This window comes from Polyangiaceae bacterium, from assembly GCA_020633235.1.
Lineage (GTDB): Bacteria > Myxococcota_A > Polyangia > Polyangiales > Polyangiaceae > JACKEA01.
The window spans coordinates 285,513-309,991 of sequence record JACKEA010000004.1 but is presented as its reverse complement, the minus strand read 5'-3'; the positions used below and the strand labels follow the sequence as shown (position 1 = coordinate 309,991).

Annotated in this window: 24 protein-coding genes; 12 read left to right on the top strand and 12 right to left on the bottom strand. The window is 67.8% G+C overall.

Translation table 11 applies throughout. The features are described 5' to 3' along the window. The first annotated feature begins 52 nt into the window (after positions 1-52). On the top strand, positions 53-1,024 hold the full coding sequence (locus tag H6717_22825) for a peptidylprolyl isomerase (protein ID MCB9579879.1): 972 nt from the start codon (positions 53-55) through the stop codon (positions 1,022-1,024). Positions 1,025-1,030: 6 nt separating this feature from the next. Here H6717_22825 and H6717_22820 read toward each other — a convergent pair whose 3' ends face one another. Genes H6717_22820 through H6717_22810 form a run of 3 tightly spaced genes read right to left on the bottom strand, consistent with a single transcriptional unit; the run spans position 1,031 to position 5,123 of the window. After that, positions 1,031-2,641: a serine/threonine protein kinase gene (locus H6717_22820; protein ID MCB9579878.1), complete on the bottom strand. Its 1,611-nt coding sequence runs from the start codon at positions 2,639-2,641 to the stop codon at positions 1,031-1,033. Between the two features lie 17 nt (positions 2,642-2,658). Next, positions 2,659-4,191, bottom strand: a complete 1,533-nt coding sequence (locus H6717_22815; protein MCB9579877.1) for a thioredoxin domain-containing protein — start codon at positions 4,189-4,191, stop codon at positions 2,659-2,661. Beyond that, positions 4,155-5,123, bottom strand: coding sequence for a hypothetical protein (locus tag H6717_22810; protein ID MCB9579876.1), 969 nt, complete (start codon positions 5,121-5,123; stop codon positions 4,155-4,157). The genes H6717_22815 and H6717_22810 overlap by 37 nt, the downstream gene beginning before the upstream one ends. A gap of 192 nt (positions 5,124-5,315) precedes the next feature. On the opposite strand from H6717_22810, the gene H6717_22805 reads away from it, so the two are divergent. Beyond that, positions 5,316-6,530, top strand: coding sequence for a hypothetical protein (locus H6717_22805; protein MCB9579875.1), 1,215 nt, complete (start codon positions 5,316-5,318; stop codon positions 6,528-6,530). 46 nt (positions 6,531-6,576) lie between these two features. Continuing rightward, positions 6,577-7,341 (top strand): hypothetical protein, encoded by a 765-nt coding sequence (locus H6717_22800; protein MCB9579874.1) that lies wholly within the window; start codon positions 6,577-6,579, stop codon positions 7,339-7,341. 94 nt (positions 7,342-7,435) lie between these two features. Here the strand turns inward: H6717_22800 and H6717_22795 are convergent, their stop codons facing one another. Then, positions 7,436-7,918 carry a hypothetical protein gene (locus H6717_22795; GenBank protein ID MCB9579873.1) on the bottom strand — a complete coding sequence of 161 codons (483 nt, stop codon included), beginning with the start codon at positions 7,916-7,918 and terminating at the stop codon, positions 7,436-7,438. A 399-nt stretch (positions 7,919-8,317) separates the two neighbouring features. Between H6717_22795 and H6717_22790 the strand changes: the two genes are divergently transcribed. After that, positions 8,318-8,497, top strand: coding sequence for a hypothetical protein (locus H6717_22790; protein ID MCB9579872.1), 180 nt, complete (start codon positions 8,318-8,320; stop codon positions 8,495-8,497). A 729-nt stretch (positions 8,498-9,226) separates the two neighbouring features. Then, complete coding sequence (locus tag H6717_22785) at positions 9,227-10,195, top strand: hypothetical protein (GenBank protein ID MCB9579871.1); 969 nt, start codon at positions 9,227-9,229, stop codon at positions 10,193-10,195. 228 nt (positions 10,196-10,423) lie between these two features. On the opposite strand, the gene H6717_22780 is transcribed toward H6717_22785, so the two are convergent. The 6 genes from H6717_22780 to H6717_22755 all read right to left on the bottom strand — a co-directional run bounded on the left by H6717_22780 (position 10,424) and on the right by H6717_22755 (position 15,088). Next, a complete protein-coding gene (locus tag H6717_22780; GenBank protein ID MCB9579870.1) occupies positions 10,424-10,651 on the bottom strand; it encodes a hypothetical protein in 228 nt (75 codons plus the stop codon). 172 nt (positions 10,652-10,823) lie between these two features. Next, positions 10,824-11,525 carry a hypothetical protein gene (locus H6717_22775; protein ID MCB9579869.1) on the bottom strand — a complete coding sequence of 234 codons (702 nt, stop codon included), beginning with the start codon at positions 11,523-11,525 and terminating at the stop codon, positions 10,824-10,826. A gap of 142 nt (positions 11,526-11,667) precedes the next feature. Beyond that, positions 11,668-12,438, bottom strand: a complete 771-nt coding sequence (locus tag H6717_22770; protein ID MCB9579868.1) for a hypothetical protein — start codon at positions 12,436-12,438, stop codon at positions 11,668-11,670. A gap of 328 nt (positions 12,439-12,766) precedes the next feature. Beyond that, positions 12,767-13,909 carry a recombinase RecA gene (gene recA / locus H6717_22765; protein ID MCB9579867.1) on the bottom strand — a complete coding sequence of 381 codons (1,143 nt, stop codon included), beginning with the start codon at positions 13,907-13,909 and terminating at the stop codon, positions 12,767-12,769. 371 nt (positions 13,910-14,280) lie between these two features. Continuing rightward, positions 14,281-14,493 (bottom strand): hypothetical protein, encoded by a 213-nt coding sequence (locus tag H6717_22760; GenBank protein ID MCB9579866.1) that lies wholly within the window; start codon positions 14,491-14,493, stop codon positions 14,281-14,283. Positions 14,494-14,554: 61 nt separating this feature from the next. Further along, on the bottom strand, positions 14,555-15,088 hold the full coding sequence (locus tag H6717_22755; protein ID MCB9579865.1) for a hypothetical protein: 534 nt from the start codon (positions 15,086-15,088) through the stop codon (positions 14,555-14,557). 91 nt (positions 15,089-15,179) lie between these two features. Between H6717_22755 and H6717_22750 the strand changes: the two genes are divergently transcribed. Then, positions 15,180-16,499: a serine/threonine protein kinase gene (locus H6717_22750; GenBank protein ID MCB9579864.1), complete on the top strand. Its 1,320-nt coding sequence runs from the start codon at positions 15,180-15,182 to the stop codon at positions 16,497-16,499. Positions 16,500-16,536: 37 nt separating this feature from the next. After that, positions 16,537-17,544: a hypothetical protein gene (locus H6717_22745; protein MCB9579863.1), complete on the top strand. Its 1,008-nt coding sequence runs from the start codon at positions 16,537-16,539 to the stop codon at positions 17,542-17,544. A gap of 375 nt (positions 17,545-17,919) precedes the next feature. Here the strand turns inward: H6717_22745 and H6717_22740 are convergent, their stop codons facing one another. Then, complete coding sequence (locus tag H6717_22740; protein ID MCB9579862.1) at positions 17,920-19,047, bottom strand: hypothetical protein; 1,128 nt, start codon at positions 19,045-19,047, stop codon at positions 17,920-17,922. Positions 19,048-19,116: 69 nt separating this feature from the next. On the opposite strand from H6717_22740, the gene H6717_22735 reads away from it, so the two are divergent. The 5 genes from H6717_22735 (at position 19,117) to H6717_22715 (ending at position 22,935) form a co-directional block, all read left to right on the top strand. Next, complete coding sequence (locus H6717_22735; protein MCB9579861.1) at positions 19,117-19,650, top strand: hypothetical protein; 534 nt, start codon at positions 19,117-19,119, stop codon at positions 19,648-19,650. Between the two features lie 55 nt (positions 19,651-19,705). Then, positions 19,706-20,281, top strand: coding sequence for a hypothetical protein (locus H6717_22730; protein MCB9579860.1), 576 nt, complete (start codon positions 19,706-19,708; stop codon positions 20,279-20,281). 95 nt (positions 20,282-20,376) lie between these two features. After that, a complete protein-coding gene (locus H6717_22725; GenBank protein MCB9579859.1) occupies positions 20,377-21,351 on the top strand; it encodes a site-2 protease family protein in 975 nt (324 codons plus the stop codon). Positions 21,352-21,367: 16 nt separating this feature from the next. Beyond that, complete coding sequence (locus H6717_22720) at positions 21,368-22,183, top strand: UDP-3-O-acyl-N-acetylglucosamine deacetylase (protein MCB9579858.1); 816 nt, start codon at positions 21,368-21,370, stop codon at positions 22,181-22,183. Between the two features lie 32 nt (positions 22,184-22,215). After that, positions 22,216-22,935, top strand: coding sequence for a hypothetical protein (locus tag H6717_22715; protein ID MCB9579857.1), 720 nt, complete (start codon positions 22,216-22,218; stop codon positions 22,933-22,935). Here the strand turns inward: H6717_22715 and H6717_22710 are convergent. Next, positions 22,915-24,450 (bottom strand): cyclic nucleotide-binding domain-containing protein, encoded by a 1,536-nt coding sequence (locus H6717_22710; protein MCB9579856.1) that lies wholly within the window; start codon positions 24,448-24,450, stop codon positions 22,915-22,917. The genes H6717_22715 and H6717_22710 overlap by 21 nt on opposite strands. Positions 24,451-24,479: the final 29 nt, after the last annotated feature.

Sequence of the window (24,479 nt, the reverse complement as noted above, 5' to 3'; positions counted from 1 at the left end):
GGGCACAAAAGGGGGCGAGCCGGAAGCCTGACGTGCTAGAGCTTCCGTCCGCATGAATCTTCGCTTCCGGCTCACGCTCGTTCTTGGCGCCTGCCTGCTCCTGGCCAGCACGGCCAGCGCCACGGTGGTGGAACGCGTGGTGGCGGTGGTCGGGGAGCGCGCCATCCTGCTCTCGGATTTGAGGGACCGGGCGCGGCCGATGCTGGTGAAGATCCAGGAAGAGGTGCCGCCGGGGGCGCAGCGTGCGGCGGCCATCTCGCAGACGTACAAGCAGGTGCTCGAGCGGATGGTGGACGAAGAGCTCGAGCAGCGCGCGGCGAATCGCTCGCACACGGTGGTGAGCGCCCAAGAGGTGGACGAGGCCATCGGCCGCATCGCCGCGCAGAACAACATCACCGTGGAGCAGCTGGTGGGCGAGGCCACGCGAGCGGGGCTCTCGGAGCGGCAGTATCGCAACGAGATCCGCCGTCAGGTGTTGGAAGCCAAGCTGATGAACCTGCGGCTGCAGGGGCGCATTCGCATCACGGAGGAAGACCTCCGAAGCTCCTACCGCCGGCTGGTGGTGGAAGAGCGGCGCAAGCTGCCCTACCGCGCGGCGTGGATAAAGATGAACATCCCTGCCGGCGGGCGGGACAGCGCGGCCAAGGTCCGCGGTCAAGCGGAGGCGATCGCGGAGCAGGCGCGCAAGGGCGCGGACTTCGCGGCGCTGGCCAAGCAGTACTCCGACGACGCCAGTACCCGGGAGCGGGGCGGGCTGCTCGGTCGGCTCACCCCCGGCATGCTGCCCCGCCCAGTGGATCAAGCGGCCATGGGCCTCGAGGTCGGGGAAGTGTCGAACCCGATTCGCTTCGCCAACGCGTACTACGTGCTCCAGGTGGTGGAGCGCGAAGAGAGCGAGCTACCGACCTTCGAGGAGTCCCGCGGGGAGCTGGGCGAGCGGCTGTATCTCGAGAAGATGGGCAAGGCGCGGCGCCACTGGCTCGACAGCCTGCGCCGGCAGACGCACGTCGAAATCCGACTCTGACGCTCTTCACCGGCGCGTCGTCGTGCCCCAGGGGTGGGCCTTCACCAGGTTCCAGCCATGGGCGCGGGTGTTGTCGTCGAGCTCGCCCACGGACGCCGCCGCCAAGCACTCGGCGAAGTCCTCCACGCAAGCGAAGCGGTCCTCCACCTTCTTGGCGAGAGCAATGGCGAGCACCAGCTCCACCTCCACCGGTACGTGCACGAAGGCGCCGGGCTGTTGCGGCTGCGTGTAGAGCACATCCAAGAGCAGCGGCCCAATGTCGTCCCCCACGAAGGGCGGCTGTCCCGTCACGGTGCGGTAGGCGATGGCCGCCAGCGCGTAGAGATCGGCACGATGATCGACCGGCAGGCCCTGCGCCTGCTCCGGCGCCATGTACTGCGGCGTGCCCATGGCCACCTCTCGCGTGAGGGCGGCGCCGCCCTGGATCTTGGACAGGCCGAAGTCGAGCACCTTCCACTTCTGGGGCAGGGAGTCGACCAGGAACAAGTTCGCGGGCTTGAGATCGCGATGCACCACACCCGCGTCCCGCACCGCGCCCAGCGCGCGGGCAGCGTGCTCCACCATCACGACCACGGTTTCCAGTGGCAAGCGCCCGCTCACGGTCTTGCGCAGGTGCCACGCGAGATCGTGCCCCTCCAAGAGCTCCATGGCGATGAAGGGACCGCCATAGGACGTGAAGCCCAGCTCGTACACCTGCGCCACGTGCTCGCTGGGAACCGCCGCCGCGGCCTGGGCCTCGCGCATGAAGCGCTGCACGTATTCGGGGTTTTCCAGCATGTTCGGGTGCAGCACCTTCACCGCCGCCTTCTGTCCGGAAGGCTCGTGGGTGGCGGAATACACCTCGCCCATGCCGCCGCGGCCGAGCAGCGACACCAGCGCGTAGTCGCCCACCTTCTGGCCGCTCATCTGGCCGTCCCCGGTGCGCAGCGCCCAGTCGAGCTCACTCCGTGCTTCGGCCAGCTGGGACTCGCGCTGGCGGAGCTCACGGCTCATGCGACGCGCACGGGTGACGGCGAGCACGGCGGCGCGCCGGCTGCTGCGCGCCAAGTAGAAGCTGAGCCCGAACGCCACCTGCATCATCACCACGTGGAACAGCCGCGCCACCTCGGTGACGGACGCGCTGGAGAACACGCTCGGGTCCGGTACCGCTCCTGCGGCCACGCCGAGCGAGAGCACGAAGTAGAATCCGGCCACCGTGGCGTAGGTGGTGCGCGCCGCCTGGGCGCTGCCGCTCAGGCCGAAGAAGTAGACGCACAGCGTGAGCATCGTGGCCGCCGCCGAGAACACGCCCAGGTAGTAGACGACGAGCACCGTGAGGAAGCAGCCCACGACGCCCACTTGGGTGAGCAGCTTGGGCGTCAGGTTCTTGTCGTCCCGCAGCTGAAACAGCGCGCCCGCGCAGATCGCGATCAGCGCGAGGCCCAAGACGCCGGCGGCGGCGCGGAGCCAGAGCTCTCCCGGCAGGCCCGAGAGGAACAGCTCCAGCAACAAGATGGCGGCGATCACCGCGCGGAAGAAGTTCCGCGTTCGGCCGGCCTCCTCGCTGTGGAGCACGTCGGCCGGAGTGGCGGCCGCCGAGTTGGGCGCCGCGGGCTCGTTTTGGGCTCGTTCCGGCAAGCGCGCCGAGTGTAGTGCTACGGGCTCTTGCCGCAGAGCGTTTCGTAGACCTTGGAGCGGACGGTGCCCTGGGCCACGAGCTTTCGCGCCCAATCGATCTCTTCGCGCACCACGGAATCGAGCTCGCTGGCGGGGCGCGCACCCGGCAGCATGCGGCCGTTGATGTACAGCACCGGCGTGCCGTTGACGCCCACACGCTTGCCCTCGCGCACGTCGGCGTCGATGCGTGCCTCGAACTTTCCGCGACGCACGGCCCCCAGCGTGGTGGCGGGGTCGAGGCCCAGATCGCTCGCAATGCGCGAGAGCGACGCTTCCCCCAGGTCGCGCTGGCCGGCGAAGAGCAGGTCATGCGCACGCCAGAAGCGCGTGGCGCCGCCCACTTCGTAGGCTTGCAGCGCGAGGGCTGCCGCCGGGCGCGCGTCACGGTGAAAGCCGAGCGGGAAGTTCTTCCAGACCAAGCGCACGTCGCCACCGTGGCGAGCCAACACCTGCTCCAGGGCGGGCTGCAGGCGGCGACAGAAAGGGCACTGGAAGTCCGAGAACTCCACGATGGTGACCAGCGCGTCCGCCTTGCCACGCACCGGTGCATCGCCGATGGCGGGGCAGTTGCGATCCGGAACGTCGGTGCCGAGGTCGACCAGGTTCTTGCGAACCCGCGTGGCGTACAGGTCCGAGCGAGGCACGCCGCCGGACATCACCGTGCGGGCGGCCCCGAGCTCTCGGCGCACGGCATCTTCCAGCGTGCGATACGGCTGATAGCCTTCGATGCGCGCACCGTTCACGAAGAACGTGGGAGTGGAGCGCACGTCGAACAGACCCGCGAGCTCGAGATCTTCGTCCACGGCCTTTTTGGCCTTGGACGAGCTCAGCCAGGCAGAGACGCGTGCTCCATCTCCACCGGCAGCGGTGACCCAACGTTCCAGGTTGGAGCGCGTCGGGGCAGCAGCGTCGGAAGCGATGGTCTGGAGCAGACGCCAGAATACCGCAGCGCCGCGTTCGGCGTAGATGCTCTCGGCGACGAGGGCGGCGTCCCGCGCGTGGGTGTGATCGCGAAGTGGGCGGTGACGCCAGGCGATGCGCAGCTCCGCGCCGAAGGCCTTGCGCAGCCGCTCGAGATCCTTGATCTCGCGCTGGGTGTGGGGGCACTCGAGATCTCCGAACACGACGATGGTGACGAGCGCGTCCGCCTTGCCGAGCACGGGCTCGTCGCGGCGGATCGGGATCAGCGCGTCGACGGAGTCGGCGCTGCCGCCCAGGGCGATGGGGGGCCCCGCGTCGTCGGGGGCGAACGCGACGCCCGCGTCGCCGTCGTCGTCCTCCTCCGGGGGCGCGGCGTCGGCGACGGGAGGCGGTGCGACGGCGGCGTCGGGAGGCGCCACGACCACGGGAGGCACGCCGGCATCGGGGGCGACGGCAACCACGGTGGACGACGAGGACGACGCGGGACGCATCCAGGCGTAGGCGAAGAGCACGACCACGCCGGTGAGGAGCAAGACGACGCCCGCCAGGATGCTCAGCAGGGGCCACAGGGTGCGGGGCTCCGAGTCCATGCGGGGAGGCTCGGGCGGTTGCGGCTGCGGCGGCGGCGGGTCCGGCGGCGGCGGCGGCTGCGGAGCCGGGGGCGGCTGCGGCGGCGGGTCTGGCGGCGGGTCCGGCTGCGGCTGCGGAGCTGGGGGCGGCTGGGGAGTGCGGGGCGGCTGGGGCTTTGGAGCAGGGGGGCGGAGCGGAGGGCGTCGCCCAGCTCCGTCGCGAAGCGCACCACGTCCATGGGGCGCCGCGACGGCTCGGGCGCGAGCGCCGCGGCGAGCAGCGTCCGCGCGGGCTCGGCGAGGCCCAGCGCGGCCAGCGCCTCGCGCGGCGCTTCGTCGCTCGCCACGGGACGCCCGGCGAGCAGCTCGACGATGATCACGCCCAAGGCGCGGACGTCCGCCGCGGGGCGCCCTTCGCGCGCCGACGACGCGGCGAGCTCCGGCGCGGCGTACGGATCCCCCAGGGCCGAAAGCAGCGCTTCTCGTCCCGCGCAGCCCAAGATCAAACGGTCCAGGCCGTAGCCCTCCAGCGCGATGCGCCCAACATCGGTGCTCACCAAGTCGGGCCGCAAGAAGCCGTGCGCGAGGCCGCGGTCGTGCAGGAACCCGAGGGCCTGCGCGACGCCATCGGCGATGTCCGCCACGCGCGGGGGCGGCGTCGCGCCGCGGGCGATCGTCTGATCCAACGTCTCCGCGCCGCGGGCCGCATAGCCCACGACGAGATCGCCGTCGATGACCTCGGCGGCTAGGGGCGGCAGGATCGCGTCAGCCCCGAGCACGAACCGCTCGAGCTCGCCGGCCAGCTGCCCGGGATCCGCCTGCGGCGCGCCCCCGAGGCCGACCGCCACCAGGCGCGCCCCTTCGGCATCGAACCGCGAAAGCCCACCCCGGCTCGGCCGTGCCGCCCGAACCGAGCGACCCCCGAGCACGACGCGACCTACTAGCTCGACCACGGACGGACCTTAGCGCGCCCCACCGCCCCGCAAATGTTCCGCGACGGAAAAACCCAAATCCCTTTGACAGATTGGCAGCCACCCCGGCTTTTGCAGCCAAGCTGGCGGTCCCGACCCCTCGAGTCTTCCTCGAAAACCGCCCCTCACCGGATTTGCGGCGTGGCACGCAGTATGCTCAAAGGGCGTCACCCCATGTCGTCCTTGTTCCGAGCATTCCCCGTGCTGCTCGCCGTGTTGGCTCTCGCCAGCAGCGCCGCGGCGCAGAGCATCACCGTCACGTCGAAGTTCCCGGACCGCGTGGTCAAGCTCCGACCCGACGCCGAGTCCCCGTACACCATCAGCTACGCGGACTGCCTCGCCAACGACACGTTCACCTTCGAGTCTCTGGCCGTCAGCTACAGCGGCTACAACCTGGAAGTGTGGGCCGGCACCTCCGTGGACTGCACGGCCTACGAGTCACGGTATGGCTCCGCCCCCACCTGCTGGCAGGTCTACTCCCAGGCGGCGCAGTACGACAAGCCGACGATCACCCTGCGGGTGCAGGACATCATCGCGCAGAACAAGACGACGGACGCCACCAACGGCCCGGGCTCGGGCACAGCCACGGACTGCGACACGTCGGGAGCGAGCGCGACACAAACCGCCACGCTCTACTTCATGTTGGTGGATGGCAGCGGCAATACGGTCGGCACTGGCTCGACGTACGAGGCCAAGTACGATCTGCTCGGGCCTTCCCCGCCCACCGGTCTCTCCGCGGGCATCGGTGAGAATCGCTTGATCGTCGGCTGGTCCACCATTCCCACTGCAAGCGATCTCCTCGGCTACAAGATCTACTGCGACCCCGCCCCCGGAACCACCTCCCCTGCCAACACGCCCATGGCCGCCGACGGTGGCGCCGATGCAAGCGTGGACGGCGGCGGCGGCGCTGCGGGGGCGGCCGGCGCCGCAGGTGCGGCGGGCTCCACCGGCGCGGCCGGCGCCACCAGCACGGGCGGCGCTGCAGGTGCTGCGGGCGCCGCCGGCGCCGCCGGCTCGACCGGCAGCGGCAATCCCGACTGTCCCTCGTCCGTGCTGGTCCCTGGCGCTCGTCCCGACAGCGCCTACCTGTGCGGCTCCACCAGCGGCAAGCTGGCCAAAGAGATCACCGCCAAGGGCCTGTCCAACGGCGTGAGCTACGCCGTCGCCATCGCCACCACCGACACCGTCGGCAACACCGGCGTACTCTCCGCCGTGGTGTGCGGCACGCCGCAGCCGGTGGACGACTTCTTCGAGCTGTATCGCCGCGCCGGGGGCAAGGGCGGCGGCGGTTTCTGCAGCATTTCTCACGGGCAGCAGAAGGGCCTCTTGGTGCTGCTCTTCGCTCCCCTCCTCGCTCTGGGATTGCGCCGCTGGAGGCGGCGTCGATGAGCGCCTCACCCTCCACGTGCCTTCTCGCCGCCGCAGTTTCATCCAGATGAAGACGCTAGTTTTCGCTTGCACGGCCGGCGCGCTGCTCGCGTCGGCCGTTCCCGCCTACGCCCAGATCACGGGCACCGACGAATTCGGCTCCTACACGGGTCGCGCAGGCCACGTGCAGTACGAGTCGCCGCAGAACGCCGCCTTCGAGCTGCGCTTCGGCCCCTATCGTCCCAAGGTGGACGAAGAGTTCTCGAACGCCACGCCCTTCGACGACACCTTCGGCTCCAGCAAGCGCTACATGCTGGGCATCGAGGTCGACTGGCAGGCCCTGCGCATCCCGATGTTCGGAACGCTGGGCCCGGGTCTCGGCTGGGGCTACACGCACTTCGGCGCCGACGCGCTGCTCGCCGACGGCAGCGGCCGCTCGGCGCAAGGCACGTCCCTCGCGATCATGCCGATGTACTTGGTCGGCGTGCTCCGGGTCGACGTCCTCGCGCGGGAAACCCCTGTGCCCCTCGTGCCCTACGCCAAAGCCGGCTTCGGCTACGCCCTGTGGTGGGCGGGAGATGGCGACGGCACCTCCCGCGACGACAACGGCCTCATCGGCCGCGGCCACTCCTACGGCTTCCAGTACGCCCTGGGCGGGATGCTGTTGCTCGACGCCTTCGATCGCACCTCCGCCGTCGAGGTGGACAACAACACCGGCGTCAACAACACGTACTTCTTCCTCGAGTGGTACAACAGCTTCCTCGGCGACGGCAGCGACCAGATGCACGTCGGCTCCAACACCTGGATGCTCGGTCTCGCCCTCGAGATCTGACCCGCCGCGCACCGCCCCTTCCCCGTTTCCATGTCGGTCCGCCGCGGAACCCCGCGCACGGACGTCCCGCTCCGTCACGAGCTCTCGCGCACGCCTACAAGTTCTTCTGCAGTGTCGCGCGATCCACCAAGATCGTGTTCGCCTCGGCGAGGGTATCAGCCAGCATGTAGACCTGGGAGATCAGGAACTTGTCGCCCTTCTCGGCCCGCATCTTCATACCCGTGAACGGCTTGCCGTTGCCCCGCTTGCCCTCGTAGGTGCTCTCCGTGACCTTCCAGCCCGCGGGCTCGAGGAACGCCTTGTACTGAGCGATCACCTCGGCAGGCTGCATGTTCGGGTGAATGGTGTGCATGTTGGCGACGCAGTTCTCGGTCCCGATCTCGCAGCGGAGGCTCGGGTCGACCAGGCCGCCGATGGACGAGTGACCCTCGACATCGCAGCTGTGCGCGCCCTTGGTCATGGCCGCCACGTCACCAAACGCCGCCTTCTTCCCGTCGCTATCGAGGTCGCACTTGTGCTTGGAGCACCCCGAAGCGACGAAGATCAAGAACAGCGACGTGAGCAGCGGTTTCCACATGGTGTCGCCGTATACGTCGCCAACGAGCATCTCTTCCCGCCCTGCCCAACACCGCTTGCATCGCGCCCCATCGCCATCAAATCCCGCTTGGCGTCGCTCGAGCAGCAGCATGAGGACGCGCAGACGGAGAGCGGACCTTTCACTGCAGTAGTTGCGGCCACGAGGTGGACCGCGACGACAACGCTACGGCGTGCTTGGCTCAGTACCCTCGGGTCCTCGGCCATGGAGACTGGCCTCCCGTCGCCGCGAAGCACGTGAAGACGTGGAGAGGGAAGCTTTGGCGAACCTCTGCTCTTGGCGGTCCGTGAGACATACCCTCGTCGAAGCAGGAAGGGCCTACGCCCGACGCTCGAGAAGGGCGGTGTTGGCGGAACTGTCAACACGCTTTAGCATCGAAGGGTGCTCACCGCCGCGGACCAGGAACTCGAGACGCTGAATCAGAAAGCGTTCGACTCGGCGGGTGTCGATCTGACGCAAATCGACTGGATGCTTTCGCTCACGCCATACGAGCGCCTCCAGGTGCTCTACGAAACGAGTGCCTCGCTAGCACGTCTCATGCCCGATGCCGACACCGACTAACCCCAGAGATCACCTGGGTTGACCACCATCGGTGCCACTCCGGCGAGAGCGACGGACAGGTGCCGCCGCTGCCGCGCGTCGTTCGAGGGCGGACCAAGCGGCCGGAATGTCTGCAACGATCGCGATCCGAGACGAGTGCGAAGCGGACGACAGAATTCGACACCGAGAAGACGATTTCAGTTGACGAGATTTCGGACGCTCCGCGCTCTCATTTCGCCTGTCTCGTTCGCACAGCGCCTGCGCGGCGCACGTGTGCCCACTGGGCGAGCGTTCGAAACGAAATCAATCTTCGAAGTGCCCGCGCGCTCGAAGGCGCAGCTGCGGCGTGCTGAAGAAGGCGAAATTTCCCGTGGTATGCCGGGGGAAACCACGGGGGTTTGTCATGTCATCGTCCAAAGTCATTTCCGTAGAACTGTCTGCCACCGAGCGCACTTCGCTCTCCGCACTTCAAGACCTCTCCAATCGCGACCTCTGGTCGAGCGCGGTCGTTGCCAACGCCGGTCGTCGCAAGGCGACCGCGCACTTGGTCGCGCATCTCGCTGAAATCGAGCGGCGCGGTGTTGGAGCAGGCAACCGGCTGGAATGGTCGCGGCACGGGGTTGGGCCCCCGTGCGGGGTGTGGGGCGCAGCCCCACCGAGAATGCCGGCGGGGCCGGCGCCGACTGGCATCGAATGAGCACAGGCGCGGGGCGCTGTCGGTCTGGACACGTAGTTCAACCCTACTCCTCCATGTACGACTTCTGCGTGCGCGGCCTCGGGATGAGTGAGGGCACGGCGTATCGGAGCATCGCCGGAGCGCGGGCAGCGCGCTCGTTTCCCGTGCTCCTCTCGATGCTCGCGAGCGGAGATCTGCACCTTTCCGGGCTTTCTCTGTTGGCTCCGCGGCTCACGCAGGAGAATCACACGGCGCTCCTGGAAGAAGCCGCCGGCAAGACCAGCACGGGGATTCGCGTGGTGCTCGCGCGCTGGTTCCCGAAGCCGGACGTCCCGGACCAGGTGAAGCCGCTGCGCACTGGCGGAAAGGGTCCGGCGCCCGGCGTGGAGCCGCTCTCGGAAGGGCGCTTCGAGGTGCATTTCAGCGCTGGCGAGAGCCTGAAAGCGAAGCTCGAGCACGCCCAGAATCTGATGAGCCACGTGAGCCGGGAGCTGGAGGTCGTGATCGAACGGGCGCTCGACGCGCTGATTCGCGAGCTGGAGAAGAAGCGCTGGGGCAAGACGGACAAGCCGCGCCGCTCCCGCGGGACGAAGCGAGGCGACGCCGGGCGTGCCTCCCGGCGCGAGGTGTACGAGCGCGACGGTGCCCAGTGCTGCTTCGTGTCGGAGTCCGGCGTGCGCTGCACGGCAAGGGCGTTTCTGCAGTACGACCACATCGAAGCCACCGGCATCGGTGGTGGCGATGGCGCCTCCAATGGTCGGGTGTACTGCAGGAGCCACAATTTGAATGCGGCCAAGAAGACCTTCGGCCGCGAGTACGTCGAAGAGAAGATTCGCCTTCGTCAGCGAAGGCGTTCAGACACCGAGGACGCTGCGGATGCGGAGGCGCGGGAGAAGCAAGACAAGCTCCTCTTGGCGCTGACGAGCCAAGGCTTCAAGAAGGCCGAAGCCACGAAGGCGACGGAGAAGCTCGCTGCCGAAGCCCGCAGCCTCTCGCTGGAAGAGCTGCTCCGTCGTGCCCTGGGGCTGCTCGTTCCGCGATAGGCGGGCTGCGCGCGCGGGCTGATTCCGCGCCGAGCCGACAAGCTACCCAGTGGGAAGAATCGTCGCTGGGTCGCCGCTTGTGCGAGAGGACCGACTCAGGTGAGCACTGGGGTTAAGTCGTTCGAGGTGCTCGAAATCCTCGTGCGACATCAGGTGGCGTTCATCGTCGTCGGGATGACTGCCGGCGTTCTGCAGGGCGCACCGGCAGTGACATTCGATCTCGACGTCCTACACGAGCGGAGTGCCACCAACGTCGAGCGGTTGCTGGCGGCACTCACCGAGCTCCAGGCTGTGTTTCGCGGCGACGAGCGGCGCATTGCGCTGAACAAGTCCCACTTGGAATCGAAGGGTCACAAGCTCTTGATGACCAAGCTCGGAATCGTCGACGTGCTCGGCAGTCTCGGCGAAGCGGAGTATGCGGATCTCCTTGGCGACGTGGTCGTACTCGAGGTCCAAGGACTACGCGTGCAGGTGCTCTCGCTCGCTCGCCTGATCGAAGTCAAGGCATCGGCGGGCCGGGAGAAGGATCTGGCCGTCCTGCCCACTGCGCCCGGCGGGCCAGCGAGCAGCGACCGGCGCAGCCACGTGGTGCTATGCGGCCGCCCGGCTGGGTCCATCCGCGGGACCGTCAACCCACACCCAGTGTTGCCACAGCCGCCCCCAGCGCTCGAGCCACGCGCACCACCTCGCGCACCCGCTCTTCCATCTCGACGTCGCGGGTCGCTTCGCGTGGGAAGTCGCTCACAACGTTGCCACCGACGATGCGCAGGTGACGGATACGAGCCACGGCGTCGAGCACGGCCTGCTTCATCGGCGGCGACCGGAGGATGGCCGCTGCCATGCCCTGGGGATCCGCGTGGATGGCCAGCACGGCGTCGAGGGCGGGGTCGCCAATCACGTCGTCGCGAGCGATCCCGACGAGAGCGGCTTCCGTAGGGTCGTCCAAGATCGTCGTCGAGTCGTTCTGTCCGCCCGATGCATAGCGGAACGACGGAGTGTAGGCGACGAACGCATCCGGGGGTGCGGGTACGGCCCAAGCCTGAACGCGAGTGACCGAAGTGAGCGAACCCGATGAGCCTCGCAGCACGTTGCGGAGCTCCACGCGCACGCCGTCCACCATTCCCAGCAGAACCGTCGCCGACCCACCGGCTCGCGCGTTCTCCGGATCGGGTCGCGACTGGAAGCCTCGGCGTGCAGCGAAGCTGGCCATCGCATGACCGTGATCTCGTGACCGGCGGTACCCGACGACGAGCCCGGCGGCCACCAGCAGCACGGCGAACAGCACGACGACACCGATGATCGCAAACAATACGACGTCGTCGGGGTGCATGGCCTCGCCCAGGTAGGGTAGCCCACCGCCGTGGCGCTTTGAACAGCGTGCGAAGGCCGCGAGGCAGGCGTCCCTTCAACGTCGAACCCGCTGCCAAATCCGCTGGATCCGCCATCCGCCCGCGGCTCCCGCGCGCTTACCCCTACCGCGTCCGGAGCAGCCGATGAATGTGCTTGCGCTCCCACTCGAGCGCCCGCGCGTAGTGCTTGTACTCCTGCTCCCGCCGCAAGAACTCCGGCGAGTGCAGCACCGCCCGCCCGCCGACGCGCACCGCGGGCACCAAGTGGTGCAAGAGCTCGTGATAGACGATGTACGCGACGAAGTACCGCGGCACCCACTCGCGGTCCAAACACGGGTGAATGCGAATCAGCCGCTCCGTGGCGCTGTAGCTTCCGAGCTTGATCGTCTGCCGCGCCTTACCGGCTCGCGGCTCGGTGCGCCGCCCCCAGGTGATGAGCACGTCGCTGATGGCGGAATTGAAGTAGCGGTCGTTCACGTCCGAGAGGATGGCCTCCAGGTCGTGCACCTGGCCGCGGGGGCGGATGGGAGCGCCCGACCGCTCTCCTCGGATGCGGTGGCTGTTGGCCTCGATGAACTCGCCGACCACGTCGGAGGCGTCACGATCCCCGCGCACGACATAGCGCACCAGCGCCTCGACCACCTTCTCGGGCGCGTCCAGGAACATCATGTGCAGCCGCACTTTGAGCAGGTGCCCGCTACGGGTGTGGGTCACCATGCGGCGCCGGTTGTCCGTGACGGCCAGCTGCACGATGCCCCCGTGGGCCATCTGCAGGCGTCGCTCCAGCGCTTGCCGCGCGCCCTCGTGGATGAAGATCTGGGGGCCCGACGCCGCGAATCGGAGTGGCAGCTGCGCCACTCTCGGATCGGGAACTCGAACCGCAGCCGCTGCCATCCTGGGTGCACCCAAGCGCTGTCGCCGGCCACGACGGCCCTTGGCGAGGATCCAGGGGAACGAGACTTTGCGGTTCACTACTTATTTCGGGTTATGGCCCGGCTCCGAAGGCGTCAAGGAACGCCAATTTAGCAAACAATTACAGTCACTTGAGAGCGCACCCTCAACCCCTTGCAGGAGCACTCCTAAGTGCCCGTGGCGCCTCGAATTCCGGGCCGCCGAGGTCGGAATTCGAGGCCGATCTGGACGCAACTCTCCCCAGCTTCACCCCGGTCCGTACCGAGGTGAGCCACAGGTTATCCACAGCTTGTCCCCAGGCCGGGAGCGGTCAGCTGGGGCGCGCAGCGGCGCGCCGACTGGCGCCGTTCGACTTCTTGCTGCTGTCGTCCGACGACTCCGACGCTGCCGCCGATGCCGCGTTTGCTTCCGCCGCCCGCGGCTCGAGCGCCCGGACGATGCCGTGCTTCTCGAGCACCTTCTGCTCGATGCGATCGAGCAGCTCGGGGTGTTGCTCGAGGTAGCTCCGAGCGTTGTCCCGGCCCTGGCCGATGCGCTCGCCATCCAGCGAGTACCACGCGCCGCTCTTCTGCACGATGCCGAGGTCCGCCGCCATGTCGAGCACCTCCCCGGAGCGCGATACGCCCTGGCCGTAGAGAATGTCGAACTCCGTCTCGCGGAAGGGCGGTGCCATCTTGTTCTTCACCACCTTTACCCGGGTGCGGTTGCCGACCACGGACATGCCGTCTTTACCCGCCGACTGCGACGCCTCCTTGATGGCGCCGATACGACGCACGTCCAAGCGCACGGAAGCGTAGAACTTGAGCGCGTTGCCACCCGTGGTGGTCTCCGGGCTGCCGAACATCACACCGATCTTCATGCGGATCTGGTTGGTGAAGAAGAACATGCAGTGGGAGCGCGAGACCGAGCCCGTGAGCTTGCGCAGCGCCTGGCTCATCAAGCGCGCCTGCAGGCCGACGTGGGAATCCCCCATGTCTCCCTCGATTTCCGCCTTGGGAACCAACGCCGCCACCGAATCCACGACGATCATGTCGACGGCGCCGGAGCGCACGAGCATTTCGCCGATCTCCAAGGCTTGCTCGCCGTAGTCCGGCTGGCTGATGAGCAGCTCGTCCGTCTTCACGCCGAGCTTCTTGGCGTAGGTGATGTCGAGCGCGTGCTCCGCATCGATGAACGCAGCCACACCACCCTGACGTTGCACCGCAGCAATGGCGTGCAGCGTGAGCGTGGTCTTGCCGCTGGACTCCGGTCCGTAGATCTCCACGATGCGCCCGCGGGGATAGCCGCCGATGCCGAGGGCCACGTCCAAACCCAGGGAGCCGGTGGGGATCACCGCCACGTCCCCGCCGATCTTCTCGCCGTCCTTCAGACGCATGATGGCGCCGCGGCCGAACTCCTTTTCGACACTGGCGATTGCGACCTCGAGGGCTTTGCTCTTCTGCTTGTCGTCCATCTGGCGTCTCCGATTGGCTTTCGAAAAGACTCCCGCGTCGCACGAGAGCCGTGGCTCCAGCGCCGAGAGCGTTGAATTGTGCTCGCTCCACCGAGTGCTGGCTTGCCCCGGCGCCCCCGCGTCGTTCGTCACGTTGCGGAGATGGCCTAGAAGTACTGTCCGGCTGTTCAGATGTCAACTGAACGGCGGTCGAACAACGTCACACCTCGGAACCCGCCGAGATCATGACGGAATTTCGCGTGGATTCCGCGCGCGACAGTGCCACCGCCGGACCTCGTTCAGTACTTTCCGCTGAATGTCGGGACGCCGCGGAAACACCGCGGCGCGAGGTTCCGCGCCGTCCCGACACCCAAATGAAAAATGACGGGGCGTCAGTTCAAGACACTGCCGTTGGCCAGCGCGTGCAGCTCTGCGAGCTCGTGCATCAGCGCCGAAAGCTCTTCCGACAACCAGCGATTCAAGGTGCCGGGATCGAGCTCCACGGCGCTGTCGGCACGCGCGGCGCGCGCCTGCAGACGCTTCTCGAGGGACGCCTCGAGCTGGGCCATGTCGACCTGAACCGGGATCTCAGACTGCTGTTTCACGTCCCCCAACGTAAGCATCGATGACGCCCTGCAAACCCCTTGCCAAAGGGGACGCGCGGCCTCAAGGACAGACCACGCCGTCCACGGGCTTGGCGCAATCCGCGAGCCACGCGAGCAGCGTGTCTTTCTCTTGCTGGGTGAGATCTTCGACCGGCGGATCCAAGGTGAGCGCGGTGAAGGGCATGAAGCCCGTCTCGATCGCGTTCTGCATGCGTACGTAAATGGGCTTGCCCACGTAGGTGCCTTGCGTGTCTTCCCACGTGAGCAACGGGAACGGAGCGCCGTTGGCCTGTGGCTCCGTGTGACAGCGCCGACACTTGGCTTCCAGCACGGCGTCGACATCGCACGGCAGCACGGGATCTTGGATGCCGGGATCCGGCGCGCAACTCGCTCCGGCGGCACCTCCGGCTCCGGACGCTCCACTGGCACCGGCGCTGCCACCCGTGGCGCTGCTGCCGCCGGCGCCGGAAGCACCGCCGGTGGCGCCCACGCCGCCGCTCCCTCCACCCACGTGGCCGATCTCCGGATCGTGGTCGGAGCAGGCGAACGAGACACACGACGCCAGTGCGCCGAACCACAAGGCGAAGTGCCGCATTGCTCGGCAGCTTAGTGCACCTCCCCCCTCGGCGCATTTGTCGATGCGCGGAAGTTGGCCGCGAGCGCTCGCATCCGATGAAATTTCGCCCGTGCACCCAGGAGTCGTCATTGCCCGCAAATACCGCCTGATCCGGCGCCTGGCCGAAGGCGGCATGGCGGAGGTGTGGGCCGCTCAAAATGTCCTCACGCAGCGGGATTTCGCCATCAAGCTGATCCTGCCGCAGCTCGCCAAGAGCCCGGAAATCCTGGGGCGCTTCCTGCAGGAGGCGCGCACCACGGGGCGGCTCCGTCATCCCAGCATCGTGGACGTGTTCGACGTCGGACAGACGGAGACCGGCAAGCCCTTCATCGTGATGGAGCTGCTCCACGGGGAGAGCCTTGAAGACCGCCTGAACCGAGAGCGGCGGCTCGCGCCCCTCGCCGTGAGCGTGATGTTGGTGCACGTGGCCCGGGCATTGGATCTGGCGCACCGCGCCGGCATCGTGCACCGCGATCTTTCGCCGGCGAACGTGTTCCTGGCTCGCACGCCGAACGGCGACGAGATCCCGAAGATCCTCGACTTCGGCGTGAGCAAGCTGATGGACAGCCCCGCCGACGTGCGCGTGCGCACCGGCAACGGCGCCGTCTTGGGCTCTCCCGGCTACATGAGCCCGGAGCAAGCCCGCGGTGCGGACACGGTGGACGCTCGCACGGACGTGTGGACCCTGGGCGTGCTGCTGTACGAAGCCCTGAGCGGCCAACCGCCCTTCGACGCCAAGAACTACAACGCACTGATGCTCGCCATCATGACGGTGCCGCACACCCCGCTGGGTGTGCTGATGCCAGAGCTTCCCGACGAGCTCGTGGACGTCGTGGAGAGCTGCCTGGTGAAGGATCGCGAAGCGCGCACGCAGAGCGCCGAAGACGTCGCCAAGCAGTTGGACCACGTCGTGCGCGTGCTCGAGCAGAGTCCGCGGCGGCGCCGAGTGACGGATCGGCTACCCTTGCCGGATCGGGTCACGCCGCTCCCTCGGGCGGCGCGCATGCCGCCACGCACCTATCCGCTCGGCATTCGCTGCTGGCAGTTCTTGTCGCGCAGCGTGCCGCCCAAGGGGGTGGTGGCGGCCAGCGGTGCGCTGGGGGGCACCGCCGTGGGTCTGGCGTTGGGCGTGGCCCTGAGCGCCAACGCGCCTCCCTCCCCGCTGGAGGCAAGGCTGCCGGCCCTGGCGCGGGTCGCCCAGCGCGTGGAGGTCGCCGAAGCCGAGCCCGCTGTGAAAACGGCCCCCGCGAGCGCCAAGGCCACAACGCCGCGGGAAAAGGACCTGGTGCGCGCCGCCGCGCGGGGCCTCGGCATCGCTGCCAAGAAGCCGAAGCGAGGCAAGCGCGCCACCAAGCTGGCCCTGCTGCCGCGCAGCAAGAACCCGTATTGAGGTAACCGCCTCGCCGCCGCCCGCGTAGGGTGACGGGATGGGAGCGAGCAAAGTAGGGGTTTGTCTTTCGGTACTGCTCGGCACCACGGCGGCGCACGCGTTCGTGTCCACGCCCGTAGGAGGCCGTCCCGGGGAGCTGGACGTCAACGCGCAGGTCACCACCGAACGCGGGAAGATCGAGCCGAACGAGAACCAGGCGTCCTTCACCAAATCGAAGGACTGGTACGAGTACAAGCTCGGCGTGGGCTACACCTGGGGCGACGTCGGGCCGTTGCAGTTCTTCTCCACGCGCCTGGAGGCCACGTACTACCGCACGCCGGCGCACACGAACGATCCGGACAAGTGGCAGATCGGTCCCGCCGGCTCATCGGCGCTGGGAACCATCGGCCCCGAGTGCACCGCCGGCGCCAAATACCTCGGGGGCGGCGTGTGCGAGTTCTACCCCAAGGACGACGGCACGCTGGTGAGCGCCACCGTATCCGCCGCGCTGGTCCACGATGCCGACTACGCCTTCGGCCTGTACCTGAAGGGCACCGTACCGTTCGGCATGAACAAGGAGAAGTTCGCGAACCCTCGGCTGGACTACTTTGCCGCGGGCTGGCAGGGCGGCGTGGAGCTCACGAACTGGTTCGGCTACGAAGCGAACTTCTACTTCGGCCTCGGTACGCGGCCTTTCGGCACCGAGCAGAACGGTGCCGTCGCCCTCACCAACCTGCTGCACTTCCACGCCCGGCAGTGGCTCCTACCCTGGAAGGCCGGCATCAAGCTGGGCCCCTACATGGAGGGAGATCTGCACGAGCGTTTTGACGAGCGCTTCGACCGCGCCTACAGCCCGCAGGTGCTGCCCCAGCCCGGCGCCACGCCCACCCAGTACCGCGACCGCATCCGCGCCGCGCGCTTTGCTCTGGCGGTGCTGCCGTACTTCCTCGTCACCGAGCACCTCTCAGTGGAGCTCGGCTACGTCCAGAAGTTCTTCGGCTACGACGCCCGCGCCACGCAGGCCTACTTCGTCGGCCTCCGCGGCCTCATCGACCTCGGCAACTGACCCACCACCAACGACCGCCATCAGGTGCGTCCCGAACGGACACGCCACAGCCCTTCGGGTCACATCGCGAACGGACTCGCCACAACCCCTCGAGTCACGTCGCGAACGGACTCGCAATCGCCCCTCGAGTCACATCGCGAACGGGCTCGGCAATGCCCTCGAGTCAGAATGCGAACGGAATGCGAACGGGCAGGGACCCGTTCGCTGGAATCCCATGGACAGTCTTTGGCACGATCAGATCACGTTTCTGAACTGAGACACGAGGGAGAACCCGGCGAGGCCGGGCGCGTGCTTTCTTCCCGATGGAAGTGTCGCGGGGCGTCACCCGTCAGAGCGGTGTAGAAAAATTACCCGAGCTGATTCGCCAAAGGCGAATCAGCGAGCCAGCTGCTGTTGCTGCTGCTGGAGGAACTGCGCGACGGCACGTGAGCGCTCGATGGCGAACTGCTTCACTTCGCGGTTGGGCGAGCCCGCCAGTGCGTTCAAGAGCTTGGTGACCTTGTCCAGATCGCGAGACTGGAACAGCGCCTCGAAGTAGTTGTTCGCGAGGCGCACGTCGTTGGCCATCTTGGCTTCGTGGTTCTTGAGCAGGCCGATCACGTTCGTGAGATCGCCCTTTTGCCCGTACAAGGCGCTGAGGCAGATCAGCGCCAGGGGGTCGTTCTGGTTGCGATCCACGGCCTTTTTCGCGTAGTCGACGGCCTTGTCCCGGGTCTCTTCTTCGCCGGCGTAGAAGCCCTGCAGCGCGATGAAGGGTGCGGCGGTCTTCTTGTTGGGCTCCGCCTCGGCGAGCTCGGAGACGGCCTTGACGGCGGCGTCCTCGCTATCGGCCTCTTTCACCTGGTTGTAGAGGTACGCCCAGGCGTCCACGCAGTTCGGGTCGATGGTGATGGCCCGCTCCACCGCTTCGCGCTCGGCGGCGGCGTCGCCCTTGCCGTGCATCACCTTGGCGATGTGCAGCGACGGGAACGGATTGTCGGGCAGCAGGTTCTGCGCTCCCTTCAGCGTCGACTCCGCCTTGTCCCACTTTTCCTGCGCGAGCTGAGCGACACCGAGGCCAAGCCAGTCCTCACCGCCGCCACCGCCGGCGACGACCTTGGCGAGCACCTTCTCTGCCCGCTCCGCGCGGCCGTACTTCATGAGCTCCTGTGCGAACAGGCGGCCTCGGTTGAGGTCCTCCTTGTTCTCCTGCCAGTGCTTCTCGAGACCCGAAAGCAGATCTTCCAGGCCGATGGCGATGGGCCGCCCCTCCGCGTCTTGCACCTGGACCGCCGGGCCGTTGAAGCCGAGCAGCTTCCACATCTCTTCCAGCTCGAGCGCGACGGGCCCTTTGGCCATCGCCGACTTCATGTCGTCCGTGGGCGCGCTCAGCGGCAACACCACCAGGGCATTGCCGGGGACGCCCCCGGGAAATGCGGAGACCGGAGCCACGATGGCAGCTCCGCCGCTGATCTGGAGGTTTGTCGGCTGCGCGCCCGCTCCGGGCAAATTCGGCTGAGTCATGATGGGGCGCGGAAACTAGCAGTGGCGGGGGGGTCGGGCAATAGCGCGAGACGTGCGATACTCGAAGGCGTGCGAGCGTTCGGAACCCGCGGAATTCGCCTGGTACTGGCGGCGTTCGTCGCTGCTGCCGTCTCCCTTGCAGCGCGAGGGGCGCAGGCGGACCAGAGCGTCATCAAGCAACCGGGGCGCCATCCCGACTACACCTTCGAAGCCGAGCCCCACATGTTCTTCGGCTTCGATCCACCGGGCACGCGCGCAGGCAGCGGCTTCGGCCCCGGATTCCGCGGCACCGTGGAGCTGGTCGACAACGGCTTCGTCAAGAGCATCAACAACACCGTGGGCATCGGCTTTGGTGCCGACTGGATTGCCTTCGGCAACGACAACACCGCGATCTGGGTTCCCATCGTGATGCAATGGAACTTCTGGCTGTCGCGGAACTGGTCGGTGTTCGGAGAGCCCGGGGGCGGCTTCTACCTGGGCAACGCCACCGGAGCCCGCCCCGCCATCTACGCCGGCGGCCGCTATCACTTCAGCGAGCAACTCGCGCTGACGCTCCGCGTCGGATATCCGGCCGTGAGCATCGGGGTTTCCTTCGCGTTGTGAGGCAGAAAGCCTCGTCAGTATGGCTACTTACGGCGGGGGACCTATACTGCGGCGGATGAATCCGCTCCGCCTGATGCTGGCCACCTTGGTGGCTGCAGCGCTCTGCGTCGCCCTACCCCGCACCGCCTCCGCCGACACCTCCGTGATCAAGCGGCCGGGTGCCCATCCCCGTTACAGCTTCGAGGCCGAGCCCCACCTGTTGTTCGGCGCCTTCGACGGCCCGGGTGACAACCAGCAGGGTTGGGGGCCCGGATTCCGCGGCACCGTCGAGATCATCGACAACGGCTTCATCAGCAAGATCAACAACACCGTCGGCATCGGCTTCGGTGCGGATTGGCTGTTTTACGGGGACGTTTGCCATACCAACAACAGCCGCGTCCGCGTCTGCGACAAGAACGACCGCTTCGTCTTCCCGGTCGTGATGCAATGGAATTTCTGGCTCTCCCGCAATTGGTCCGTTTTTGGGGAACCTGGCCTCGCTTTCGACATCCGAGACGACAAGGACAACAAACTGCGGCTGGATCCCTTCGTTTTCTACGCGGGCGGCCGTTTTCACTTCAACGACTCGGTAGCACTGACCATGCGTGCCGGATGGCCCACTTTCTCGGTGGGAGCGTCCTTCTTCCTGTGATGGAAGGGGAGCGGCGGATGGCGAGCGCTGCCGGGTGAGGCTATAGAAGAGGCATAGTGAGCATCCTCGTCGGCATCCTCGGCCTAGCCCTGTTGATGGTCATCCACGAGGGTGGGCATTTGCTGGCCGCGCGCGCGTTCGGAATGCGCGTCATAAAGTTCAGCATTGGCTTCGGCCCCGCGCTGTGGCGCTACCAGCCCAAGAAGAGCCAGACGGTCTATCAGGTCGCACTGATCCCGTTCCTCGCCTACGTGCAAATCGCAGGCATGAACCCTCTGGAGGAGATCGATCCCGACGACGAGGGCAGCTACGCGAACGCGTCCCTCATCGGCCGCATCTCCGCCATCTTCGCGGGACCCCTCGCCAACTATCTGTTCGCCTCGGTGCTCTTCTTCGGCGCTTTCATGATCGGCGGGGAGACCACCAAGGTGGAGGTGATGGAGAACACCGCCGCCGCCAAGGCCGAGATGAAGAGCGGCGACAAGATCGTCAGCATCGACGGCACCAAGATAAAGAGCTGGGATCAGATCCCCAAGGCGGTGCTGCCCAAGGCCAACGTTCCGCTCACCTTCGAGGTGGAACGCGATGGCGAGAAGAAGACGCTGATCGTCACACCGGAGCCCAAGGCGAAGGACGGCCAAGGGCAGATCGGCGTGCGGCCCACCAGCATGGTGCCGCCCATGACGTTCAAGGAAGCCGTCGTGGAGTCCGTGTTGCACCCCGCCAAGGTCGTGGAAGCCCTGGTCGTGGGCTTGGGCCGCATCATCCTCGGCAAGGAGCGGCCGGAGGTCACCGGCCCCGTGGGCATCGTCAAGGAGACCAGCAAGGCCGCGGAACGCGGCATGGCGGACTACCTCTATCTCCTGGGGCTCTTGAGCGCCTACCTGGGAGGCTTCAACCTGCTGCCCTTCCCAGCCCTCGACGGCGGCCGCTTGATGTTCTTGGGCTACGAGGCCGTGACCCGGCGGCGGCCCAACGCGAAGGTCGAAGCGCAAGTGCACGCGGTGGGCCTGCTGATGCTCCTGGCGCTGATCGCCGTGATCAGCGTGTTCGACATCCGCGGGAACTGAGCCTCCAAAGGCGGCGATGGACGAGGTCACCTTCGTCGGACGCGGCCTGCACGGAGGGCAGCGCTGCGAGCTGGTGTTGACCCGCATTCAAGGACCGGTCGCCTTCGCGACGACGCGGGGCAGCGCCACCGTCGCGGAGCTTCGAGTAGTGCGGGCGGACCGCGGAGTCCGTGTTGAAGCACCCGGCATCGGCCTGGACGTGGAGCTCGTCGAGCACCTGCTGGCCGCCCTGGCCGGGCTCCACGTGCGGAGCGGCGTGCGCATCGAGGTAATCGGTGGGGAAGTACCGCTCTTGGATGGGGGAGCCCGCGAGCTCGCCCTCGGGGTGCGCGCGCTTTCGCCGACGCGCGCGGAGCCCCAGCTTCGCATCACGCGAGAGGAGACCCTCGAGATCGAGGACAGCGCTTACCGGTTTGCGCCTTCGGACCGCGTGGAGCTGGAGGTGATCGTCGACTTCCCGGGAGTCGGCCGTCAGTCCGCCGAGCACGACGGCGACCCCGTCCGTTTCCTGGAGCGCATCGCGCCCGCTCGTACCTTCGGCTTCGCCAGTGAAGCCGAGACGCTGCGAGCCAGCGGTCGAGCGCGCTTCGTCGACCCTCACGCCGTGCTGGTGCTGGACGGCGACGGCCGAGCGCACTCGGCGAGCGGGGAACCGAAGCCCGACGAGCTGGCGCGCCACAAGCTCCTCGACTTGATGGGAGACTTGTACCTGTTCGGTGGGCCGCCGGTGGGCCGCATCGTCGCCGAACGTCCGGGACACGCGCGCAGCCACGAGGCCATGCGGAAAGCCCTCGATGGCGGCCTGATCGCGCCTTTTCGTCGCCGAAACTAGAGCTGCGCGCGGCGAGGGACTACGCTTTGGGCATGCGCATTCTGTCGCTGCTGCCAGCGTTGGCCCTCCTGGCCGGCGCCTGCTCCACGCCCAGCGTGCGCCTCGGCGAAGGCCCCCGGGAGTACGCGCCCACGGACTACGAGCTCGTCCTCGACCGCTGGACCCGAAGCGAGGATCTGATCGTGTCGAGCGAGCTCGACAACGTCCTCACCGTCACGGCCACCTACGAGTCCTGGGACTTTCGCTGGGCCTACGTGGTGCGCTACGCCGAGGACTACCGCTTGACGGTCGATCAGCGCACCGCGCTCCTGCAGCGCTCCCTGGCGGAGACGCGGCAAAGTCACCAGTTCTACGTGGCGCTCTACGCCCAACGCTACAAATGGAACGACCTCACGATGGAGAACCCGGCGTGGATCGTGCGCTTGATCGACGACCAGGGCAGCGAGACCGCGCCCACGGAGATCGAGCCGATCAAGCGACCGGGCGCCATCGAGCGGACGTACTTCCCCTACACCTCGCCGTGGCGGAGCGCGTTTCGCATCCGCTTCCCCGTGACCCGCGCCGACGGCCGCCCCACGATCAGCAAGAAGGCCCACTGGTTCGGCCTACGCTTTGCCGGCGCCCAGGGCCACCAAGCGCTGGTGTGGGAGCTCGGACGCGACGACGCGCCGAGCAGCGTCGCGCTCGGACGTTCGCCGCGCGTCGCGAGGTTCCGCGGCGCCCCGACAACATCAGGAGGCGAAGATCTCTAGCAGCGGGGGCACGCTGACGAGCAGCTCGTGAGCGACCAAGCGGGGCGCGAACAAAAGTAGCGCGCCGCCTTCCCCCGCGCGGGCGGTGGCGTGGGCAGCGCCCGCGGAGAGCACCTCGGAGGCGAACAGGAACTCGCCGGCGCCGAGCTCTTCGAGCACCTTGCCGCTGTCGTCCACGAGCTCGACGCGGCCGGCCCCCACGATGTGCATGCCGGGAACCGGCGCGCCCTGGTCCACGAAGCTCTCGCCGGGGAGATAGGTGCGCACCTCGCAGCGCCCGGTCACCTGCTCGCGCAGAGCGTCGTCGAGGCGCTCGCCGAGCGGTCCCATGGCGGCCCCCGCGAGGGCCTGCAGGCGATCGGCGACGAGGCGGAGCTCGTCCGCTACCCACGGACAGTCCGCGGTGGCGGCTTCCAGCGCCGTGGAGTCCCACACGGCCACGCGGCTGTCGCTCTCTCCCGCGACCACTCGCAGGGCGACGCCGTCCGCCAGGGTACCCGTGGTGAACACCACGTCTCCGGAGGAAGCGTGGGCGCAGGCCGTATCCGCAATGGTCGGCATGATGCTGACCCAGCCCTCCAGCACCAGCGCGACCGCGAACTGCCCGACCTCTTCGTCGATGTCCAGGGTCTCGATGCGGGCGCACTCCGCGAATGCCTGCTGTGCCTCCGGTGGCAGGTCCTCCAGACCGCGCACCTCGCTCAGGACGACATTGCCGACCTTCGCGTCTTCTTCGACCAGAGGCGGCGCGGCCTCGGTGTCCGTAGCGGGCGCCGCCACGGTCTCGGCGGTCCGGAGATCCGGCGGCGGTGGGGGCGGAGGCGTCGCGACGCGCGGCGGCGGAGGCGGAGGTGTCGCGACGCGCGGCGGGGGTGGCGATGCGAGGCGCGGCTCCGGCGGCAGCTCGCTCACGGGCGGCGCAGCTTCCGTCGGAGAGTCCACGTGGTCGAAGGGGGGCAGCGGCGGCTCGTCGATGGGCCGCTGAGACGACGTAGGACCGAGCAGCTCGGCGGAGTCGACCTGCATGGTCGAATCCGGGAACGGGTCCGTCATTATCGTGGTCAGGCTCTCCGCAGTGGGACGCGGGTCCGGCGGGGGCGCCGGCTCGGTGCGCCAGGGTCCGTCGGCGGCCTGCGGCTGCAGGAAGGGGTTCGACGCCTTCTGGCCGACCTCGGTCTCGGCCTCGTCGTCGAACTCGACGTCGATGCTGGCGCGACCCGGTGCCGGCGCGGGCATGCCGCCGAGCAACGAGTCCACGTCGTCCGCCTCCGGCGCTGGGGCCTGGGCCACCGACGCACCCTGCAGCATCTGCTCGGTGAGGGCCGCGGCAATGCCGTTCAGCTCCGTTGCCCGGGGCGCGGCTCCGATTTGGATGGCGGCGTCCACCGCGCGACGCAGCCACACGATGGCATCGGCGTACGCCCCCCGCTTCCACTGGACGGCGGCGGTCTGAAGGGCCCACGCGACGTCGTCGTCGTCGCCTTCGACCGGAGGCGGAATGCCCAACGATGTCATCGGCCTCGTCTTCGTATCATAGAAAGCCC

What these genes read in the sequence shown, in the direction of transcription:
- H6717_22825 (MCB9579879.1), top strand. Translation starts at nt 53, where the DNA reads ATGAATCTTCGCTTCCGGCTCACGCTCGTTCTTGGCGCCTGCCTGCTC.
- H6717_22815 (MCB9579877.1), bottom strand. Translation starts at nt 4,191, where the DNA reads ATGGACTCGGAGCCCCGCACCCTGTGGCCCCTGCTGAGCATCCTGGCG.
- H6717_22805 (MCB9579875.1), top strand. Translation starts at nt 5,316, where the DNA reads ATGTCGTCCTTGTTCCGAGCATTCCCCGTGCTGCTCGCCGTGTTGGCT.
- H6717_22800 (MCB9579874.1), top strand. Translation starts at nt 6,577, where the DNA reads ATGAAGACGCTAGTTTTCGCTTGCACGGCCGGCGCGCTGCTCGCGTCG.
- H6717_22795 (MCB9579873.1), bottom strand. Translation starts at nt 7,918, where the DNA reads ATGTGGAAACCGCTGCTCACGTCGCTGTTCTTGATCTTCGTCGCTTCG.
- H6717_22785 (MCB9579871.1), top strand. Translation starts at nt 9,227, where the DNA reads ATGTACGACTTCTGCGTGCGCGGCCTCGGGATGAGTGAGGGCACGGCG.
- H6717_22775 (MCB9579869.1), bottom strand. Translation starts at nt 11,525, where the DNA reads ATGCACCCCGACGACGTCGTATTGTTTGCGATCATCGGTGTCGTCGTG.
- H6717_22770 (MCB9579868.1), bottom strand. Translation starts at nt 12,438, where the DNA reads ATGGCAGCGGCTGCGGTTCGAGTTCCCGATCCGAGAGTGGCGCAGCTG.
- recA (MCB9579867.1), bottom strand. Translation starts at nt 13,909, where the DNA reads ATGGACGACAAGCAGAAGAGCAAAGCCCTCGAGGTCGCAATCGCCAGT.
- H6717_22755 (MCB9579865.1), bottom strand. Translation starts at nt 15,088, where the DNA reads ATGCGGCACTTCGCCTTGTGGTTCGGCGCACTGGCGTCGTGTGTCTCG.
- H6717_22745 (MCB9579863.1), top strand. Translation starts at nt 16,537, where the DNA reads ATGGGAGCGAGCAAAGTAGGGGTTTGTCTTTCGGTACTGCTCGGCACC.
- H6717_22740 (MCB9579862.1), bottom strand. Translation starts at nt 19,047, where the DNA reads ATGACTCAGCCGAATTTGCCCGGAGCGGGCGCGCAGCCGACAAACCTC.
- H6717_22730 (MCB9579860.1), top strand. Translation starts at nt 19,706, where the DNA reads ATGAATCCGCTCCGCCTGATGCTGGCCACCTTGGTGGCTGCAGCGCTC.
- H6717_22725 (MCB9579859.1), top strand. Translation starts at nt 20,377, where the DNA reads ATGGTCATCCACGAGGGTGGGCATTTGCTGGCCGCGCGCGCGTTCGGA.
- H6717_22720 (MCB9579858.1), top strand. Translation starts at nt 21,368, where the DNA reads ATGGACGAGGTCACCTTCGTCGGACGCGGCCTGCACGGAGGGCAGCGC.
- H6717_22715 (MCB9579857.1), top strand. Translation starts at nt 22,216, where the DNA reads ATGCGCATTCTGTCGCTGCTGCCAGCGTTGGCCCTCCTGGCCGGCGCC.
- H6717_22710 (MCB9579856.1), bottom strand. Translation starts at nt 24,450, where the DNA reads ATGACATCGTTGGGCATTCCGCCTCCGGTCGAAGGCGACGACGACGAC.